Raw genomic sequence first — 18,449 nt, forward strand, 5'->3', positions numbered from 1 at the left:
AGGACCTGGCGACCCTGGACGAGCTGACCTGATGCTCATCCTGCTACCACCGTCCGAGGGCAAGTCGGGCCGCGCGCGCGGCAACGCGGTGCACTTGCCCTCGCTGTCGTTCCCCGAGCTCAACGACGTCCGCGAGACCGTGCTGGAGTCCCTGGCCAAGGTGAGTTCGACGGAGGACGCGTACGGCGTACTGAACGTCGGCGCCTCGCTGGCGAGCGAGGTCGAGCGGAACACCCGGTGGCGGTCCGAGCCGTCGGTGCCGGTCTCGGAGTTGTACTCGGGAGTCCTGTACGACGCGCTGGGCTACTCGACGCTGTCGCCGGGCACCAAGCGCCGGGCCAACACCCGGCTGCTGGTGATGTCGGCGGCGTGGGGTGCGTTGCGGATGGCGGACCGCGTACCGGCGTACCGGCTGTCGATGGGTACGACGCTGCCGGGGCTCGGCCCGCTGGCGACTGTGTGGCGAGACCCGCTGGCCGCGACGCTCGAGGCGGTCGCTGGGAACTCGGTGATCGTCGACTGCCGCTCGTCGACCTACGCCGCCGCGTGGAAGCCGGTGGGTGAGCAGGCGGCCAAGTGGGTGGCGGTGTCCGTCGTGCGCGAGCGCGGGGGAGTCCGCTCGGTCGTCTCGCACAACGCGAAGCACACGCGGGGCCTGGTCGCACGCCATCTGCTGGAGTCGGGCAAGGACCCCGGTACGCCGAAGGCCCTGCACAAGCTGATCGCCGAGCGCTGGAACGCCGAGCTCGACCGGACTGGCGCTGCATGGACTCTCACCGTCGTAGAGCACGACTAGCTTTCATCCGGCATTAACGCGCAGGTGGTTTCTCTGGTCATGCGGCCGGGGAAGGGTTAGGCAGCGCAGTTCGTCAGGGGGGCCGAAGAAGTCACCGCCCAACCTCGGAGGCCTGAAGATGCGTCGCCTACTTGCCTGCTCGATCAGCGTTGCCGCAGCGACGACAGCCTGGATCGTCGGTACCCAACCAGCTCTCGCCTACCCACCGACCCCGCCGTCCGCCAGCACCGCACAGACCCAGCTGAACTCCTTGACGGTGAAGGCGGAAGGCAGCACGACCGGCTACAGCCGCGACAAGTTCCCGCACTGGCACACGGTCTCGGGGACCTGCGACACCCGCGAGATGGTGCTCAAACGCGACGGCACCGGCGTCACCGTCGACAGCAACTGCCAACCGACCGCCGGCAAGTGGTACAGCGTGTACGACGCCACCTACGTCACCACCTCCTCGGGGGTCGACATCGACCACATCGTGCCGCTGGCCGAGGCCTGGAAGTCCGGGGCGAGCACCTGGACCACCGCCAAGCGCGAAGAGTTCGCCAACAACCTGACCATCGCGCAGCTGATCGCGGTCTCGGCGTCGAGCAACCGCTCCAAGGGCGACAGTGACCCGGCGTCCTGGCAGCCGGCCAACGCCTCGGTGCACTGCATCTACGCCCGCGAGTGGATCTGGGTGAAGTACACCTACGGCCTGTCGCTGCAGTCGGCCGAGAAGACCGCGCTGCAACAGATGCTCGCGGCCTGCTGATTATTCGGCTACTCCCGGTCTACCCTGTGGGACCACAGCGTGACAGACCCTGGGAGGCAGCATGAGTGACACCGCTAGTGCACCCACCGCGACCGAGGATCGTCCCGAACTGAAACGCGTGATGGGCCCCGGACTGCTTCTGCTGTTCGTGGTCGGCGACATCCTCGGCACCGGCGTGTACGCCCTGACCGGCAAGGTGGCGGGCGAGGTGGGCGGCGCGGTCTGGCTGCCGTTCCTGTGCGCGTTCGTCGTCGCGATGCTGACGGCGACGAGCTACCTCGAGCTCGTCACGAAGTACCCGAAGGCCGGTGGCGCCGCGGTCTACACGCACAAGGCGTTCGGCATCCACTTCCTCACCTTCCTGCTCACCTTCGCGGTGATGTGCTCGGGGCTGACCTCGGCCTCGAGCGCGTCGAAGGCGTTCTCGGAGAACTTCTTCAAAGCCGTCAAGATCGACTCCTCGCACGGCTCGATCCTGATGATCACCGCGCTGTCGTTCATGGCACTGATCGCCCTGGTCAACCTGCGCGGCGTCGGCGAGAGCGTCAAGGCGAACGTCGTACTGACCCTGGTCGAGCTGTCCGGTCTGCTGATGGTGATCGCGATCGGCGCCTGGGCACTGGCCAACGGCGACGGCGACACCTCCCGGCTGACCGACTTCAACACGCCGTCGGGTGAGTCGCCGTTCAGCGCGGTCACCGCGGCGACGGCACTGGCGTTCTTCGCGATGGTCGGCTTCGAGGACTCGGTGAACATGGCCGAGGAGACCAAGGACCCGGTCAGGATCTTCCCCAAGATCATGCTGATCGGGCTCAGCATCACCGGCGTGATCTACGTTCTGGTCGCGATCTCTGCGGTTGCGCTGGTCTCTCCGGATGAGCTGAACAAGGGCGCCACCCCGCTGCTGAAGGTGATCCAGGCCGGCGCTCCGGGATTCCCGCTCCAGATCTTCGCCTGGATCACGATGTTCGCCGTGGCGAACTCGGCGCTGATCAACATGCTGATGGCCAGCCGCCTGCTCTACGGCATGTCCCACGAGAAGGTCCTGCCCGGCCCGCTCGGCCGCGTCCTGCACAAGCGCCGCACGCCGTGGGTGGCGATCCTGTTCACCACCCTGCTCGCGTTCTTCCTGATCGGGTACGCCGACCTGGCCGCGCTCGGCGGCACGACCGCGTTCCTCTTGCTGTGCGTGTTCGCAGTCGTCAACGTCGCCGTCCTGGTACTGCGTCGCGACCGGGTCGAGCACAGGCACTTCCACGCGCCGACGGCGTTGCCGGTGCTCGGCTTCATCCTGTGCGTCTATCTGGCCAGCCCGCTGTCCGGCCGCGCCGGCGACGACTACAAGATCGCCGGCTACCTGATGATCGTCGGCGTCGGCCTGTGGGCGATCACCTGGCTGCTGAACAAGTACGTGTTCAAGCGCAAGGCCGACTTCGACCCGAGCCACCTCGACCCGAGCGGTCCGGTGAACTAACCCTCGGTGCTCTGTGCGGTGGTCATCCTCGGGGTGTCCACCGCACGCGGCCGGGCGACCGGGTGGAGCGGTAGCAGCGCGGCGAGGACGACCGTGCCGAGCGCGGCCAGGCCGAGCCCGACGGCGAGCCAGCCGAGCGCCTGGTAGCCGGCACCGGCGTCGATGGCCAGCCCACCGATCCACGGGCCGATCGTGATGCCGACGTTGAACGACGAGAAGTTGACCGCCGTCGCCAGGGTCGGCGCGTCACCGGCCAGGCTGAACACCCGCGCGTTCAGCGCCGGGTTCACCGCGAAGCCGAAGCCGCCGAGCAGGAAGATCGACCCGATCGCGACCACCGGGGTGCCGGCCCAGACCGCGAGCGTGGCCGACATCGCGCACAGTCCGGTGATCCCGACCGCCAGGGTGCGGAAGGGCAGCGCATCGGAGTACCGGCCGCCGATCGTGATGCCGATCAGCGAGCCAACGCCGTACAGGGCGAGCACGGCCGGTACGGCGCTCGGGTGCAGGCCGGCCGTGTCGGTGAGCAGGGGCGCGAGGTAGCTGAAGACCACCAGGATCGCGGCGGTGACCAGCGCGGTGGTGGCGTACGAGAGCCAGAGCCGGGGGTTGACCATCGCGCGCAGCTCGGTCGAGATCCGCGGGGTCTGGCTGGTGTCGGGGCGGCCGAGCGGGATGGTGGCCAGGATGCCTGCCATCGCGCAGACCGACATGATCGCGACGGTCCAGAACGCGGCCCGCCAGCCGAAGTGCTGGCCGATGATCGTGCCGGCCGGCAGCCCGACGATGGTCGCGATCGTGAGGCCGCCGGTGACGACGCTCATCGCCCGGGCACGCGACGTCACCGGTACCAGCCCGACGGCGGTCACCGCGGCGACGGCCCAGAACCCGGCGTACACGAAGGCGCCGATCACGCGGGTGACGAGCAGGAACTCGTAGTTCGGGGTGAGCGCGCCGGCGACGTGGCTGAGCGCGAAGAGCGCGAGGAAGACCAGCAACGCCGTCCGCCGGGACCAGCGCAGCGTGACGACCGCGAGGACCGGGGCGCCGATCAGCATGCCGACCGCGAACGCCGAGATCAGCAGGCCCGCATCCGGGATGGACACGCCGAGGTCGGTCGCCAGCTCCGGCAGCAGGCCGGCCAGCATCAGCTCGGACGTGCCCTGGGCGAAGATGGCCAGGCCCAGGATGTAGACAGCGATCGGCATCGCGCGGTGTTCCCTCCGGATTCTGGGTCGTGCAGGGCGGCTCAGAAACGGTCACCGCTGTCACCGCTGGTGACGGCGAGTATCGGGACCGTGGCATCCAGTGTGACCGAGCCGCTCCGATCACGCAGCGCCACGCCCAGACCCCGGACAGTTGTTGCAGCTTCCTGCAACCGGTACGGCCCGGCGGGTCCGCTGTTTCGTGACGCGCGCCACGCCGCTTTCGTTTGGCCGGATCGGGCAGAGTTGAGACATGAGCTACCCGACTCCAGCGCGACGCACCCGCGGCGTCGTCGACGGCGCCAAGATCAGCAGCGGGCTCAAGCTGCTGGTCCTGTTCGTCGGGCTGATGTGGGTCAGTGAGACCGTCGACACCGCCCTGAACGGCCGGCTCGATCAGTACGGGATCATCGCCCGCGACCCCGACGGACTGTTCGGCATCCTGACCGCGCCGTTCCTGCACCTGGGGTTCGGGCACCTGATCTCGAACACGCTGCCGCTCGTCACGCTCGGCGCTCTGATCGCGGTCAGCGGCGCGAAACAGTTGTTCTACGTCACCGCGATCGTGGCGGTGCTCAGCGGGTTCGGCACCTGGCTGATCTCACCACCGCACACGATCACGATCGGCGCGAGCGGGGTGGTCTTCGGGTACGCGGCGTATTTGATCGCCCGCGGCATCTTCAACCGCCGCCTCGGCCAGGTCGCGGTCGGCGTGATCGTCATCGTCGTCTGGGGCAGCGCCCTGCTGTCCAGCCTCCTGCCACAAGACGGCATCTCCTGGCAGGGCCACCTCTGCGGCGGCCTGGCCGGCATCTTCGCCGCCTGGGTCCTGTCGGACGACCGCCCGAAAGCCATCACCCAACGCCCGGTGATCTAACCCGGCTCCGGCGCCGGCCCGAGCCAACTGGTTTGACGGTCGGAGTCGGGTTGCGGTTGGCTGCGGCGGTGAGTCTCCGGATCGAGCACGTCATGGACGGCCCAGGGCTGTCGGACTGGCAGTTGGTGCACAACGAGATCATCCCGACGGATCCGCTCCCGCTGGACGTCATCCGTGAGCGGGCGCAGCGTCGGCGCCTGACGGTCGCCTACGACGGCGACGTACCGGTTGGCTGCGCGACCGTGCGCCCACCAGAGGACGACACCCCGGCCGCCACCCTGATCGTCCGGGTATTGCCCGCCCACCGCCGCCAAGGCTTCGGCGACCAGTTCTACCGGGCTGAACTGCCCCACGCCCTGGCCCTGTCCGACTCGGTGGAGACGATCGTCCTCGAGTCCAACCAGGACGGCCTGCGCTTCGCCCTCTCCCACGGCTTCGTCGAGATCGAGCGTTACCTGCTGCCAGGTGACACGATCCCCTTCATCACCCTGCGCTCAACTGATCGTTGAGAGGTCGGTGTTGGCGCCGCAGATGACTGCTACTACGTGCTCTCCCTCGGCCGGCTGGTAGGCACCGGTCTGCAAGGCCGCGTACGTGACGGCGGCACCGTGCTCGACGGCGAGCTGGTACTCGCGCCAGAGCTCATTGCGAGCGGCAACGATCGACTCCTCGGTGACCAGCACCGACTTGACCTTGTTCGCCTGGACAGCCTCTAAGGCGAGGGCTCCGAAGCGGCGGGCGCCGAGTGAATCGGCCGCCACACCACCGACCGCAACGTCGATCAGCTCACCCGCGTCGAGCGTCTTCGCCAGGGTCGGGGCCAGTTCGGGCTCGATGCCGACGACCTGGGCGCGGTCTCCGAGCGCGGTCGCGATGCCTCCGATCAGCCCGCCACCGCCGACGGCGACGAGCACGGTGTCGAAGTCTTCGAGGTCCTCCAGCAACTCCAGCCCGATCGTCCCCTGACCGGCCACGACCTCCGGCTGGTCGTACGCATGCAACAGCAGCGCACCCGACTTGCCTGCCTCGGCGACGGCGGCTTCGTACGCCTCGGCGTACTCGTTGCCGACCTGCACGACATCCGCGTCGAGAGTCCGCAGCCGCGCGACCTTGGCGGCCGGCGCCGTGGTGGGGACGAAGATACGAGCCGGTACGCCGAGCTCGCGAGCGGCGTACGCGCCGGCCAGGCCCGCGTTGCCACCGGACGCGGTGACGATGCCCTGGCCGGTGAGAGCGCCTTGCTCCTTCGCGACGAGCAGCCGGTTGAACGCGCCGCGCGGCTTGAAGGAGCCGACGTGCTGGACGAGCTCCAGCTTGAAGGTCAGCGTCGGGGATACGCGCAGTACCGGCGTACGGCGGACGCGCCCGGCGATCCGGTCGGCGGCGAGCTGGATGTCGGCAGGAGTCACGGTCATGTATCCCACCCTGCCACGCCGATCGGGACTACCGTGGTTCGAGCTTCTCTACTGAGTTGGAGGCGACTCGATGGGCGCATACGAGGACAGCTATCGCCGCAGCCTGGCGGACCCGGAGGGGTTCTGGCTCGAGGCGGCCGGCGCGATCACCTGGACCCGGCCGCCCACGCGAGCGCTGGATGACTCGGCGGCACCGATCTATCGCTGGTTCCCCGATGGCGAGCTCAACACGTCGTACAACGCGCTCGATCGCCATATCGAGGCCGGGCTCGGTGACCGCACCGCCTTGATCTACGACTCACCCGTCACCGACTACACGCGCAGCTATACCTACGCCGAACTGCGCGACGAGGTCGCCCTCTTCGCGGGCGCGCTGCGCGACCAGGGTGTCGGGAAGGGCGATCGGGTCATCGTGTACCTTCCGATGATCCCCGAGGCCGTCATCACGATGCTCGCCTGCGCCCGGCTCGGCGCGATCCATTCGGTGGTGTTCGGCGGGTTCGCCCCGAAGGAACTGGCCGCCCGGATCGACGACGCGCGCCCGAAGGTGATCGTCGCCGCCTCGTGCGGGATCGAGCCGTCCCGGCTGGTCGAGTACAAGCCGATCGTCGACGCCGCGCTCGAGCTCGCCCGGCACCGGCCAGACCGGACCATCCTGCTGCAACGCGAGTTCCTGCCCGGCCGGCTCGGCGAAGGCGACATCGCCTGGTCCGACGCGGTCGCGAACGCCACCCCGGCCGATCCGGTGCCGGTCGCGGCGACCGACCCGCTGTACGTGCTCTACACGTCCGGTACGACCGGGAAACCGAAGGGCGTCGTCCGCGACAACGGCGGGCACGCCGTCGCGCTCGCCTGGACGATGGGCGCCGTCTACGACATCAAGCCCGGCGACGTCTGGTGGACCGCCTCCGACGTCGGCTGGGTCGTCGGGCATTCGTACATCGTCTACGCGCCACTGCTCATCGGCGCCACGACTGTCCTCTACGAGGGCAAGCCGGTCGGTACGCCGGACCCGGGCGCCTTCTGGCGAGTGATCTCCGACCACGGCGTGAAGGCGCTCTTCACCGCGCCGACAGCGTTGCGGGCGATCAAGAAGGTCGATCCGGAGGCGGCCGAGCTGGCGAAGTACCGGCTGGACGGGTTCAGCACGCTCTTCCTGGCCGGTGAGCGGCTCGATCCGGAGACGTACCACTGGGCGCACGAGAAGCTCGGCGTACCGGTGGTCGATCACTGGTGGCAGACCGAGACGGGCTGGCCCATCGTCGCGAACCCGCGCGGGCTGGAGCCACTGCCGGTGAAGCCCGGATCGGCGACCGTGCCACTGCCCGGCTGGGATGTACAGGTGCTCGATGCCGATGGGTCGCGACTGCCGGCAGGGGAGGAGGGCTCGATCGCGATCAAGCTGCCGCTGCCGCCGGGGGCGTTGCCGACGCTGTGGGGTGACGACCAGCGCTACATCGACAACTACCTGAGCCGGTTCGACGGGTACTACCTCACTGGCGACTCCGGGTACGTCGATGCCGACGGCTACGTCTTCGTGATGGGCCGGACCGACGACGTGATCAACGTGGCCGGGCATCGCCTGTCGACCGGGAGCATGGAAGCGGTGCTCGCTTCGCATCCCGCCGTCGCCGAGTGCGCAGTGATCGGTGTGCACGACGCTCTGAAAGGGCAACTGCCGCGTGGGCTGGTCGTCCTGAAGGCGGGCGCGACCATCTCGCCTGAGGTTCTGCAGGGGGAGTTGGTGGCGGCCATACGTCGCGACATCGGCCCGGTGGCCGCGTTCCGCGATGTCTCGGTGGTCGACGCGCTGCCGAAGACCCGCTCGGGCAAGATCCTCCGCAAGACGATGCGCGGAATCGCCGACGGCCGCGACGAACCGGTCCCGTCGACGATCGAGGACGCGACGGTGCTCGACGCGCTCCGGCCGATCCTCCGGCAAGAGCCCTGACAAACGTGTGAACTACGCTCGGGGGTATGCGAGTCGTCATAGCTGGTGGACATGGACAGATCGCGCTGCGGCTGACGAAGCTGCTCGCCGCGGACGGGCACTCGGTCGTCGGGCTGGTGCGCAACCCAGCGCATGAGGCCGATATCGCGGCGGCCGGCGGCGAGGCGGCGGTACTGGACCTCGAGTCCGCCGATGTCGAGTCGGTGGCGAAGGTGCTCGAGGGCGCGGACGTCGCGATCTTCTCGGCCGGCGCGGGACCGGGCAGCGGCAACGACCGCAAGGACACCGTCGACCGTGGCGCGGCCGCGCTTCTCGCCGATGCAGCCGAGCAGGCCGGCGTACGGCGCCACATCCAGGTCAGCTCGATGGGCGCCGACCGCGTCGACCAGCTGGATCCGGAGGACACGTTCACGATCTACCTGAAGGCCAAGAAGGCGGCCGAGGACGACCTGCGCGCCCGCGACGGGCTGGACTGGACCGTCCTGCGCCCCGGCTCGCTGACCAACGACCCCGGTACCGGCCTGGTGCTGCTCGCGGACAAGACCGGTCGCGGCAGCGTCACCCGTGACGACGTCGCGCTCGTCCTGGCCGGCCTGTGCGACACCCCGGCCTCGATCGGCCGGACCCTGGAACTGATCGGCGGCGACACCCCTGCCGCCGAGGCACTGGCCACTCTTTGACGTTGCTGACAGCAACAGATTGCGATTGATATGGGCGACGACAACCACCGGTACGTGCAGTTCGAGCGCACTGCCAACAGCAAGTACGAGGTCCGCAACGTGCGGGGCGGGAGTATCTCCGTCGGCTCCGGCGCCGACACAGACTTCACCCCGGTCGAGCTGCTGCTGGCCGCGATCGGCACCTGCTCGGCGATCGACGTCGACATCGTGACGAGCCGCCGCGCCGAACCGACCGAGTTCCGCGCGACGGTCAGCGGCGACAAGGTCCGCGACACCGAGCAGGGCAATCGCCTCGAGAACCTGGCGGTCGAGTTCACCATCCACTTCCCCGAGGGCGAAGACGGCGACAAGGCCCGTGAGGCGCTGCCGCGAGCGGTGAAGATGTCCCACGACCGCCTCTGCACGGTCAGCCGGACGGTCGAGCTGGGCACCCCAGTCACCACGACCCTGTTCGACTGACCCTGGATCACAGCTCTGGCGGCGGGGCCTGCGGGCCCCGGTACGGCTGGGTCTGGCTGTAGACGAGGTTCGTGGTGGTGCTGCCGAACTCGGTCAGTTCGTTGACGAGTTCTTCCAGGTGGGCCATCGAGCCGGCGGCGACCTTGAGGGTGTAGCAGTCGTCGCCGGTGGTACGGAGGCATTCGAGGATCTCAGGGCGCTTCTTGAGGAGTTGCCTCAGCGGTTCGTGCTTGTTGCCGGGGTACTTCAGCCGTACGACGGCCAGCACGGCGAACCCGACCTTCGCCAGATCGACGTCCGCGCGGTAGCCGCTGATGACGCCGGTCGACTCCAGCCGCTTCAAGCGCTCGGTCGTCGCCGAGGCGCTGAGGTTGATCCGGCGGCCCAGCTCCGTCAGCGGGATCCGGCCGTCGCGCTGCACCTCGACCAGGATGGCCCAGTCGGTCTGATCGAGAGTCACGGTCATCGGGCCAATCTACCGGTGAATCCATGGCTGCGAACCCGGGTTTCGGCGAGGAATCTCTTCAGGGACGGCCTTTCGGCTGGATAGCCTGAGGGGGTGAAACTCGGTGTGAACGTCCCCAACTTCGGCCCCGGCGCCGACCCCGGCCGGCTCCGCGACTGGGCCCAGACGGTCGAGGGCCTCGGCTACGACCGGCTGCTGGTCTCCGACCATGTCGTGGTCACGCCCGACGTCGCGGCGCAGTACCCGGCGCCCTTCTACGAGCCCTTCACCACGCTGAGCTGGTTAGCGGGATTCACCTCGATCGGGCTCGGTACGACGGTACTGATCGCGCCGTACCGGCACCCGCTGCTGGTCGCCCGGATGGCGGCCAACCTCAACTCATTGAGCGGCGGGCGACTGGTGCTCGGGATCGGGGTGGGATGGGCGCGACAGGAGTTCGAGGCGCTCGGCGTCGACTTCAGCCGTCGCGGCAAGCTCACCGACGAGCTGATCCGCGAGGTCCGCGCGGCCTGGTCCAACGAGTCGGACTACCGTGCCGGTGACATCCCGATCTGGGTCGGCGGTGGAAGCGACGCCGGCCTGCGCCGCGCAGTACGGCTCGGAGACGCGTGGCATCCGCTGCGCCAACGCGTCGACTGGATGCGGGCCGGACTCGACCGGCTGAAGGAACTGGCTGTCGAGGAAGGCCGACCGGTGCCGGGCTTCGCGCCGCGGATCGTTCTTCGGCTCACTGCTGAGCCGTTGCCCGAGGGCGAGCGGGTAGCGGGGGAGGGGTCGCTCGAGCAGGTGCTGGGCGATCTCGAGGAGCTCCGGCAGCTCGGGGCTACGGAGGTAGTACTGGACCCGTTCGGCGGCGATCCGGCCGAGACCGAGCGGCCGCAGAACGCCTGGAAGGACCTCGCGACCGTCGCGGCGTCCCTGGATGGAGTGGAGCAACAGTGACCTCAGCAACAGCGTCAGCCAAGGAAGACTTCCTGCGCCGTGCGATCGCCCTGGCCGCGGCGGCCCGGGAGTCCGGGAACCCGCCGTTCGGCTCACTGCTGGTCGGTCCCGACGGGACGGTGATCGCCGAGGACCACAACACCAGCATCACCGACAACGACATCAGCGCCCACCCGGAGCTCAAACTCGCCAAGTGGGCCGCGCGGGAGCTGGACGCCGACGCGGCCGCCGGCACCACGATGTACACGAGCTGCCAGCCGTGCGGGATGTGCACGGGCGCCATCGAGCGCTCCGGGCTGGGCCGTGTCGTCTATGCGCTGTCCGGTGAGCAGCTCAACGGGCTCAAGCCTGGCGGCGGCTTCGCTGCGGTTCCGCAGGAGGGTCCCGCCCTGTACGACGAGGCGCGGGCGCCTGTAGACGGGTACTACAACTGAGCTGGCTCTGCCCAGCCGGTGGGCTGGGCAGAGCGCAGTACTAGTTGGGGGTCAGGCAGAGGGTGAACTTCGCCTTCCGGTCCGTGTACGACACGGTCGAGTCCTGGAACTTGGCGCACTTGTCGCCGTCCACGGTGTTGTCGAGCCGGCCGATCACCTTGTAGTCGGCGTCGCTGGACGAGCAGTCGACGACCTTCACGTTCGGCTTGTCGGCGGTGCCCTTGTTGTAGACGCAGGAGCCGATCGTGGCCTCGGGGTCCTTGTTCAGGTTGGCGACGACGATCAGCGCGATGACGGCGATCGGGATCAGCAGGCCGATCACGGCCGGGCGCTGGAACAGCGGCTTGCCCGGCTCCATCGGACGGCCGGGCGCACCCGGGGCGGGCTCGGGCAGGTTCTTGAACTTCGAGGAGGTAGCGAGGTTCCTCAGCATCGTGATCGGGTTGATGATCATCGACCCGACACCCCACCAGCCCTGCCACATGCTCTTCGCGGTCATGTCACGGGTCGCCGCGGTGCCACAGGTCTTGCAGAACGGCCCCTGCAACTTCAGCAACCGCATCATCACCAAGAACCCTTGATGCCCCCGCACAGTAGCCTCAACAGCCGGCACCCCACCACAGAACCGGCACTGCAACGTCTGTCCCGGCTGCCCCTGAGCGAACTGCTGCCCCTGCGGGAACTGCCCCGGCTGCTGCTGGGGCTGCTGCGGCGGCGCGTAGTTCTGCTGCCCGTACTGCGGCTGCGGACCACCCGGCCCCGGCTGGCCGTACTGCGGAGCACCCTGACCCGGCTGCGCGTATTGCGGCGCACCCTGCTCCGGCTGCCCGTAGTGAGGCTGCTGCGGTGGCGGGAACTGGGGCTGTCCTTGCGGCTGTCCCTGGGGCGGGCCGTACTGGGGGAACTGCTGAGGAGGCTGGCCCGGTTGCTGCGGGTGTGGAGGGTACTGCTGGCCGGGCGGCGGCGTAGTGGTCACAAAGTTTCCTGTTAACTCGATTCGGGAAAAACCGACACCGCACCCTACTCACCGGCCTGGTTCACCAGAACCCTCCGGTATGAAACGGTGACCTGGTGACCGAGCCACCCACAGCCCCCGAAAAGCCCGCCGGCCTCACCATCGGCCCGCTCGAGCCGGCCGACCGCAAGACCTGGGAGGAGCTCTTCGCCGGCTACAACGAATTCTACGGACGCACCATGCCGGCCGAATTCTTCGACCATTCCTGGGCGGAATTCACCACCGGTACCCGAATGCACGCGCTGGCCGCCAGAATCGACGGCGAGCTGGTCGGCATCGTCCACTTCCTCACCCACGCGAGCACCACGGCGGCCGATTCCTGTTACCTGCAAGACCTTTTCACCGCTCCGGCAGCCCGCGGCCGCGGCGTCGGACGCGCATTGATCGACACCGTCACCGACTGGGCCCGCACCCAGAACTGCGGCCGCGTCTACTGGTCGACCCACGAGTCCAACGCGACCGCCCGCCGTCTCTACGACCAGGTCGCCGAGAACCGCGGCTTCATCATCTACTCCATTCCGCTGTAGCGAGCCGCCAGCTCCTTGCCGAGCCGCGCCAGCTCAGCCTGCACCGACGGCGGATCCAGCACCTCGATCATCGCGCCCCAGCCGGCCAGATGCTGCGCGATCATCAGGGGAGTGGGCGCGGTCAGCCGCAGCTTGATCCGCCCGTCGTCGACCGGACCGACCACCTCGACATGCCGGCCGTGCCGATCCTGCATCACCCACAGGTAGCGCTCCTCGATCAGCAACGTCGCCGCCAGCAACGACCGCTGCTGCTCCATTTCCTCCACCACCCGGCTCCACGCCTCGGACAGATCGAAGTCGTCCGGCCGCTCAGCCGGTACGCCGGTGAGCTCCGCCTCCGTGATCCGCTCGACCCGAAAGGTGCGCTGCCCCTTCTCGGTCCCCGCGATCAGGTACCAGATGTCGTCCTTGTCGATCAGCCCGAGTGGGTCGACCAGCCGTTCCGACTCGGCGCGGCCGCGTCCGGCGTACCGGAGTCTGACCTTGACCCTCCGGACGACGGCGTCCTGCAACCGGCGGACCAGCTCGGGCCGTTCCTTGACGTGCTCACCCCAGCGCGCCGGGTCGATCACCACCGCCTCGGCGGCCGCCTCAGCATCCGCGCGGAATGTGTCGGGCAGCGCCCGCACCAACTTCCGCAGCGCGGCCTTCGCCTCCGGAGCAACCGACGCAGCCGGCCCGACGAGCAGGAACAACGCCTGCGCCTCGGTCGCATTGAGCCCACTGAGATCGGTCCGCGCCCCGCCCAGCAACGACCATCCACCGTTGCGCCCGGGCTGTGGATAAACCGGGATCCCCGCGGTTGACAACGCCTCGAGATCCCGTCGCGCCGTGGCCACCGAGATCTCCAGCTCCTCGGCCAGCTCGGCCGCGGTCACCCGACCGCGCGCCTGCATCAGCAACAGCGTCGCCACCAACCGATCAGCCCGCATGGACCGATCCTCCCAAACAAACTGCTCACCCGGTGACTACTTTCGCCGGGTTTTGTCGGCGGCCGTTCCTAGCATGGGCCCCAACAGTCGGCGAGTGGGTGGAAGGGGATCGTGATGACGACGCTGGAGGGCCGGACGGAGTCCGCGCTGATCGTGATCGACGTGCAGAACGGCGTGATGGAGGGTGCCCACGACCGGGACGCCGTGGTCGCGAACATCGCCACCCTGGTCGACCAGGCACGCGCCGACGACGTACCGGTGATCTGGGTGCAGCACTCCAGCGAGCACATGCCGATCGACAGCGACGGCTGGCAGTACGTCCCGGAGCTGAAGCTGGGGGAGTCCGAGCCCGTCGTCCACAAGCGCTACCCCGACTCCTTCGAGGACACCGACCTCGAGTCCGTCCTCGCCGACCGCAAGATCGGCCGCCTGGTCATCGCCGGTGCCCAGACCGACGAGTGCATCCGCTCGACCCTGCACGGCGCGGTCGTCCGCGGCTACGACACCCTCCTGGTCAGCGACGCCCACACCACCGAAGACCTCTCCGAGTGGGGCGCGCCGACTCCCGACAAGGTCATCTCCCACACCAACCTCTACTGGTCCAACCACCAAGCTCCCGGCCGAACCGCCGGCACCGCCACCACCGCAGAGGTAAGCCTTGGAGATTCACCTTCACACTGACGCTTCAGGACTGGCCGACGAGATCTGGCCGATCTACCAGGAGGTCTTCGGCGACTTCGACACCTTCGATCAGTGGCGCACCGACCTGTACGACCACCATGCCGCCCGCGACGGCTACCGCCTCGTGACAGCGGTCGATGACTCGCTCGCCGATGACTCAGCTGTCGACGGCTCGGGTGTTGTCGGGTTCGGTTGGGGATACACGGGTCAGCGAGGCCAGTACTGGAGCGACCTGGTCTGCCAAGCACTGCCGGCCGTCATCACCGACGAATGGGTCGGCGGACACTTCGAACTGGTCGAGCTTGCGGTCCTGCCTGCCTACCGCGGCAGAGGTCTCGGCCGCGCCCTCCACGACAAGCTGCTCGAATCCGTCACCACCCGCTGCCTGCTCAGCACCAGCGACTCTGCAGACGACCCCGCTGTCCAGCTCTACACGTCCGCGGGCTGGTGGAAGCTCGGGGTGCTCCGCCCAGGAGTTCAAGTGATGGGCAGACTTGCCGCATGACCTTGGATCAACGGCAGCGTGACCTTCTGGCCGAGTGGTTGCCCCGGGCCGAGGTGGTCAAGGACCTCAGTTGGGGCCTGGTCGGCACGACCGTCCTGGAGTTGCTGCAGGACGGCGATCGGTACATCGCCAAGGCCGGCGACGCCGCCGACGGCAACATCGCCACCGAGATCGAGGCACACCGAACCTGGCTGAAGCCGTGGACAGCGCACAACCGCGCACCGGAACTCGTCCACAGCGACGAGCAGGCCAAGTTGCTCGTGACCCGCTACCTGCCAGGACACCTGGTCGAAGGCACCGACCACGAACACAACCCGGAGACCTACCGCCAAGCCGGTGAACTACTAGCCCAACTCCACGGCCAATCCGCCGTCACCGACGACTTCGAAGCAGGCGAAAACGAGAAGGCACTCGCCTGGCTTTCCAGACCGCACCGCATCGCACCCGACGTCGTCGACCGACTCCGCACCCTCATCACCTCCTGGCCGGCCCCAACCACCGAGCTGGTCCCGACCCACGGCGACTGGCAACCCCGCAACTGGCTGATCCACGACGGCACAGTCAGCGTGATCGACTTCGGCCGAGCCGCCCTCCGCCCGGCGTACACAGACTTCGGCCGCCTAGCCGCCCAGCAGTTCCGCACCAACCCACCCTTGGAACAAGCCTTCCTGTCCGGCTACGGCCCTGACCCTCGCGACCCCGACTCCTGGCACCGCCAACGAGTCCGCGAAGCCATCGGCACCACAGCCTGGGCCCACCAGGTAGGCGCCGCCCCCTACGAACAACAAGGCCTCCGCATGCTCACCGAAGTCCTCGACTCCTGACCCGACAAGGGAGGGGTCCTCATCTAATCGTGTTGCCCGGTGACTGCTGGAGCACCTAGCGTCGTGGGTATGACGTCTCGGTTGGTTGGGCTCGAGTTCGATGCGAATGATCCCGTCCGGCTCACCCGGTTCTGGGCCGGCGTGCTTGGCCGTGAGGTGGCCGCGGACGGCGTCACCTTGCTGGCGGGTGCGAAGACCGAGTTCGCGATTCGGTTCCTGCCGACCGGCGAGGCGAAGACGGCGCCCAACCAGATGCATTTCGATCTGACGAGTGAGTCGCTCGAGGGCCAGCAGCAGAAGGTGGCGAAGGCGCTGGAGCTGGGTGGCCGGCACATCGATATCGGGCAGACGCCGGATGACGGTCATGTCGTGCTGGCCGATCCTGAGGGCAACGAGTTCTGCGTGATCGAGCCTGGCAACAACTTCCTCGCCGACACCGCAGTGATCGGTGCGCTGTCGTCAGACGGGAGCCAGGCGGTCGGGTACTTCTGGAGTGAGGCACTCGGGTGGCCGCTGGTGTGGGATCAGGACGAGGAGACAGCGATCCAGTCACCCGAAGGCGGCTCGAAGATCAGCTGGGGTGGGCCACCGGTACGCCCGAAGACCGGGAAGAACCGGCTGCGCCTGGACCTCACCCCGGGCGTCGGCGGCGATCAGCAGGCCGAGGTCGATCGGCTGGTGTCCCTCGGTGCGAAGCTCAGCGAAACCGGCCCGGGGGAGGACGGCTCGATCGAGCTGACCGACCCCGACGGCAACGAGTTCAGCGTCCTGCGGTGAACTGATCGAAGCCGCGTCCAGCCGTCAGGCTCGGCCGAGTTGGTCGCGGCGGCGGATCAGGTACGCGGTCTCGGCGGTGTTGCCGGCCAGCTCGATGGCCTTGTCGTACGCCGCCCGCGACTCCTGACTCCGCCCCAACCGCCGCAAGAAGTCAGCCCGAGTCGCGTGGTAGGCGTGATATCCCGCCAACTTCTCCTCGAGACGATCCACCGCCGCCAACGCCACCTCCGGACCATCCAGCTCGGCGACCGCGATCGCCCGGTTCAGCGCGACGATCGCCGACGAATCGAGGCGTATCAACTGGTCGTACAAGGCAACCACCTGCGACCAATCCGTATCACCGACCGCCCGAGCCGACGTATGCACAGCGTTGATCGCCGCCAGGATCTGATACCGCCCCGGCGCCACCCCAGCGGCCAGCCGCTCGCGTACCAACTGATGCCCCTCGCCGATCATCGCCACGTCCCAAGCTCCGCGATCCTGTTCAACGAGCGTGACCAACTCCCCAGTCGCGGACACCCGAGCAGCGCTACGCGCCTCGGTCAGCAGCATCAGCGCCAACAGCCCGGCCACCTCACCGTCGTCCGGCATCAGCGCCCGGATCAGCCGCGTGAGCCGGATCGCCTCAGCGGTCAGCTCGTGACGTACAGGATCCGTATCCGGTCCGGTCGCCAGATACCCCTCGTTGAAAACCAGGAACAACACAGCCAGTACGCCGGACACCCGGGCCGGCAGATCCTCCGCGGCCGGCACCCGATAGGGGATCCGCGCCGCCTTGATCTTCGCCTTCGCGCGAGTGATCCGCTGACCCATCGCGGTCTCCTGCACCAGGAACGCCCGGGCGATCTCCGGCACGGTCAGCCCACCGACCATCCGCAGCGTCAGCGCCATCCGGGTCTCCATCGCGAGCGCCGGGTGGCAACACGTGAAGATCAGCCGGAGCCGCTCGTCGTCGATCGCGCCAAGGGACTCGGGCGGTTCGTCGTCGGACAACATCTGAGCCTCCTTGTGCTTGTCGTCGCGCTTGCTCTCCCGGCGGATCCGGTCGATCGCCTTGCGATTGGCAGTGGTCGTCAGCCAGGCGCCGGGATTCGGCGGTACGCCGTCCACCGGCCACTTCTCGACCGCGACCGCGAACGCCTCGGCCGCCGCCTCCTCGGCGATGTCGAGATCACCGAACCGTCTGGCCAGGGAGGCAACCACCCGCGCCCACTCCTCGTGGTGGACCCGGGTGATCGCCGCCTCGACCTCGGTCACAGGAACGGCCGCACCTCGACGCGACGGTTGCAGACCTTCGACCCCTCGGCGGCCAGCTTGAGCGCCTCGTCGAGATCGGCCGCCTCCATCACCCAGAACCCGGCGAGGAACTCCTTCGACTCCACGAACGGCCCGTCGGTGAACACCGCCTCGGCACCGCGGTTGTCGATCACCGTCGCCGAGCTCGGTCCGGCGAGTCCACCCGCGAAGACCCAGTTGCCGTCGGCGATGATCCGCTCGTTGAACACGCTGATCGCCGCCCGCTCCTCCGGCGTACCGGCGTGGGTGGCCTCGTCGGCGATCACAGAAACCAGATACTGCATCTCAACTCATCTCCTGTGGTTCCAGGCGTCCCTGCCGGGCAGCCGCTCACCCCTGCAACGAACTCCCGAATCCGTATCCGACACCGGCTCAGAACTTCCCCAAAGATCTTTCCAGAAAGAAGGGCCGACCTTCCCTGTCCTAGGAGAGGGATAGCTGTGGG

At 68.2% G+C, this 18,449-nt stretch carries 23 protein-coding genes; 16 read left to right on the plus strand and 7 right to left on the minus strand.

Annotated elements, in window-relative coordinates; genetic code table 11:
* The 3 genes from ABD116_RS32640 to ABD116_RS32650 all read left to right on the plus strand — a co-directional run.
* A partial coding sequence (locus ABD116_RS32640) for a YaaA family protein (protein ID WP_343979227.1) occupies positions 1-796 on the plus strand: 796 nt, incomplete at its 5' end.
* 118 nt (positions 797-914) lie between these two features.
* Positions 915-1,544 carry an HNH endonuclease family protein gene (locus ABD116_RS32645; protein ID WP_343979230.1) on the plus strand — a complete coding sequence of 210 codons (630 nt, stop codon included), beginning with the start codon at positions 915-917 and terminating at the stop codon, positions 1,542-1,544.
* Positions 1,545-1,605: 61 nt separating this feature from the next.
* Positions 1,606-3,018, plus strand: coding sequence for an APC family permease (locus ABD116_RS32650; RefSeq protein WP_343979233.1), 1,413 nt, complete (start codon positions 1,606-1,608; stop codon positions 3,016-3,018).
* On the opposite strand, the gene ABD116_RS32655 is transcribed toward ABD116_RS32650, so the two are convergent.
* Complete coding sequence (locus ABD116_RS32655) at positions 3,015-4,226, minus strand: Cmx/CmrA family chloramphenicol efflux MFS transporter (protein ID WP_343979236.1); 1,212 nt, start codon at positions 4,224-4,226, stop codon at positions 3,015-3,017. The genes ABD116_RS32650 and ABD116_RS32655 overlap by 4 nt on opposite strands.
* A 250-nt stretch (positions 4,227-4,476) precedes the next feature.
* Between ABD116_RS32655 and ABD116_RS32660 the strand changes: the two genes are divergently transcribed.
* Both ABD116_RS32660 and ABD116_RS32665 read left to right on the plus strand, forming a co-directional pair.
* Positions 4,477-5,100 carry a rhomboid family intramembrane serine protease gene (locus ABD116_RS32660; protein ID WP_343979239.1) on the plus strand — a complete coding sequence of 208 codons (624 nt, stop codon included), beginning with the start codon at positions 4,477-4,479 and terminating at the stop codon, positions 5,098-5,100.
* A gap of 68 nt (positions 5,101-5,168) precedes the next feature.
* On the plus strand, positions 5,169-5,609 hold the full coding sequence (locus ABD116_RS32665) for a GNAT family N-acetyltransferase (protein WP_343979242.1): 441 nt from the start codon (positions 5,169-5,171) through the stop codon (positions 5,607-5,609).
* Here ABD116_RS32665 and ABD116_RS32670 read toward each other — a convergent pair.
* On the minus strand, positions 5,595-6,515 hold the full coding sequence (locus tag ABD116_RS32670; protein WP_343979245.1) for a threonine/serine dehydratase: 921 nt from the start codon (positions 6,513-6,515) through the stop codon (positions 5,595-5,597). The two genes, ABD116_RS32665 and ABD116_RS32670, sit on opposite strands and share 15 nt — an antisense overlap.
* Positions 6,516-6,585: 70 nt before the next feature.
* On the opposite strand from ABD116_RS32670, the gene ABD116_RS32675 reads away from it, so the two are divergent.
* The 3 genes from ABD116_RS32675 to ABD116_RS32685 are packed head-to-tail and all read left to right on the plus strand — an operon-like array spanning position 6,586 to position 9,605.
* Positions 6,586-8,466, plus strand: a complete 1,881-nt coding sequence (locus tag ABD116_RS32675; RefSeq protein WP_343979248.1) for a propionyl-CoA synthetase — start codon at positions 6,586-6,588, stop codon at positions 8,464-8,466.
* Positions 8,467-8,492: 26 nt separating this feature from the next.
* Positions 8,493-9,146, plus strand: coding sequence for an SDR family oxidoreductase (locus ABD116_RS32680; protein ID WP_343979250.1), 654 nt, complete (start codon positions 8,493-8,495; stop codon positions 9,144-9,146).
* A gap of 30 nt (positions 9,147-9,176) precedes the next feature.
* Positions 9,177-9,605, plus strand: coding sequence for an OsmC family protein (locus ABD116_RS32685; protein ID WP_343979253.1), 429 nt, complete (start codon positions 9,177-9,179; stop codon positions 9,603-9,605).
* Positions 9,606-9,612: 7 nt separating this feature from the next.
* On the opposite strand, the gene ABD116_RS32690 is transcribed toward ABD116_RS32685, so the two are convergent.
* Complete coding sequence (locus ABD116_RS32690; protein WP_343979256.1) at positions 9,613-10,071, minus strand: Lrp/AsnC family transcriptional regulator; 459 nt, start codon at positions 10,069-10,071, stop codon at positions 9,613-9,615.
* A 93-nt stretch (positions 10,072-10,164) separates the two neighbouring features.
* Between ABD116_RS32690 and ABD116_RS32695 the strand changes: the two genes are divergently transcribed.
* Together ABD116_RS32695 and ABD116_RS32700 are read left to right on the plus strand one after the other, a co-directional pair.
* Positions 10,165-11,013, plus strand: a complete 849-nt coding sequence (locus tag ABD116_RS32695; protein ID WP_343979259.1) for an LLM class flavin-dependent oxidoreductase — start codon at positions 10,165-10,167, stop codon at positions 11,011-11,013.
* Positions 11,010-11,447, plus strand: a complete 438-nt coding sequence (locus ABD116_RS32700) for a nucleoside deaminase (RefSeq protein WP_343979262.1) — start codon at positions 11,010-11,012, stop codon at positions 11,445-11,447. Before ABD116_RS32695 ends, ABD116_RS32700 begins: the two co-directional genes overlap by 4 nt.
* A gap of 40 nt (positions 11,448-11,487) precedes the next feature.
* Here the strand turns inward: ABD116_RS32700 and ABD116_RS32705 are convergent, their stop codons facing one another.
* Positions 11,488-12,012 carry an LppU/SCO3897 family protein gene (locus ABD116_RS32705; protein ID WP_343979264.1) on the minus strand — a complete coding sequence of 175 codons (525 nt, stop codon included), beginning with the start codon at positions 12,010-12,012 and terminating at the stop codon, positions 11,488-11,490.
* Positions 12,013-12,027: 15 nt separating this feature from the next.
* Here ABD116_RS32705 and ABD116_RS32710 point away from each other — a divergent pair, with 15 nt between their 5' ends.
* Together ABD116_RS32710 and ABD116_RS32715 are read left to right on the plus strand one after the other, a co-directional pair.
* Positions 12,028-12,438: a hypothetical protein gene (locus ABD116_RS32710; protein WP_343979266.1), complete on the plus strand. Its 411-nt coding sequence runs from the start codon at positions 12,028-12,030 to the stop codon at positions 12,436-12,438.
* Between the two features lie 80 nt (positions 12,439-12,518).
* A complete protein-coding gene (locus tag ABD116_RS32715) occupies positions 12,519-12,989 on the plus strand; it encodes a GNAT family N-acetyltransferase (protein ID WP_343979270.1) in 471 nt (156 codons plus the stop codon).
* Here ABD116_RS32715 and ABD116_RS32720 read toward each other — a convergent pair.
* Positions 12,971-13,921 (minus strand): helix-turn-helix transcriptional regulator, encoded by a 951-nt coding sequence (locus tag ABD116_RS32720; RefSeq protein WP_343979274.1) that lies wholly within the window; start codon positions 13,919-13,921, stop codon positions 12,971-12,973. The genes ABD116_RS32715 and ABD116_RS32720 overlap by 19 nt on opposite strands.
* A 114-nt stretch (positions 13,922-14,035) precedes the next feature.
* Here ABD116_RS32720 and ABD116_RS32725 point away from each other — a divergent pair, with 114 nt between their 5' ends.
* The 4 genes from ABD116_RS32725 to ABD116_RS32740 all read left to right on the plus strand — a co-directional run bounded on the left by ABD116_RS32725 (position 14,036) and on the right by ABD116_RS32740 (position 16,708).
* A complete protein-coding gene (locus tag ABD116_RS32725; protein ID WP_343979277.1) occupies positions 14,036-14,602 on the plus strand; it encodes a cysteine hydrolase family protein in 567 nt (188 codons plus the stop codon).
* Positions 14,580-15,107, plus strand: a complete 528-nt coding sequence (locus ABD116_RS32730; RefSeq protein WP_343979280.1) for a GNAT family N-acetyltransferase — start codon at positions 14,580-14,582, stop codon at positions 15,105-15,107. Before ABD116_RS32725 ends, ABD116_RS32730 begins: the two co-directional genes overlap by 23 nt.
* A complete protein-coding gene (locus ABD116_RS32735) occupies positions 15,104-15,931 on the plus strand; it encodes a phosphotransferase (protein ID WP_343979283.1) in 828 nt (275 codons plus the stop codon). Before ABD116_RS32730 ends, ABD116_RS32735 begins: the two co-directional genes overlap by 4 nt.
* 69 nt (positions 15,932-16,000) lie before the next feature.
* Positions 16,001-16,708, plus strand: coding sequence for a VOC family protein (locus tag ABD116_RS32740; RefSeq protein WP_343979286.1), 708 nt, complete (start codon positions 16,001-16,003; stop codon positions 16,706-16,708).
* A gap of 24 nt (positions 16,709-16,732) precedes the next feature.
* Here the strand turns inward: ABD116_RS32740 and ABD116_RS32745 are convergent, their stop codons facing one another.
* Both ABD116_RS32745 and ABD116_RS32750 read right to left on the minus strand, forming a co-directional pair.
* Positions 16,733-17,965, minus strand: a complete 1,233-nt coding sequence (locus ABD116_RS32745) for an RNA polymerase sigma factor (RefSeq protein ID WP_343979290.1) — start codon at positions 17,963-17,965, stop codon at positions 16,733-16,735.
* A complete protein-coding gene (locus ABD116_RS32750) occupies positions 17,962-18,288 on the minus strand; it encodes a YciI family protein (protein WP_343979293.1) in 327 nt (108 codons plus the stop codon). The genes ABD116_RS32745 and ABD116_RS32750 overlap by 4 nt, the downstream gene beginning before the upstream one ends.
* Between the last annotated feature and the right edge of the window lie 161 nt (positions 18,289-18,449).

The sequence above is a fragment of the Kribbella koreensis genome (assembly GCF_039525325.1).
Lineage (GTDB): Bacteria > Actinomycetota > Actinomycetes > Propionibacteriales > Kribbellaceae > Kribbella > Kribbella koreensis.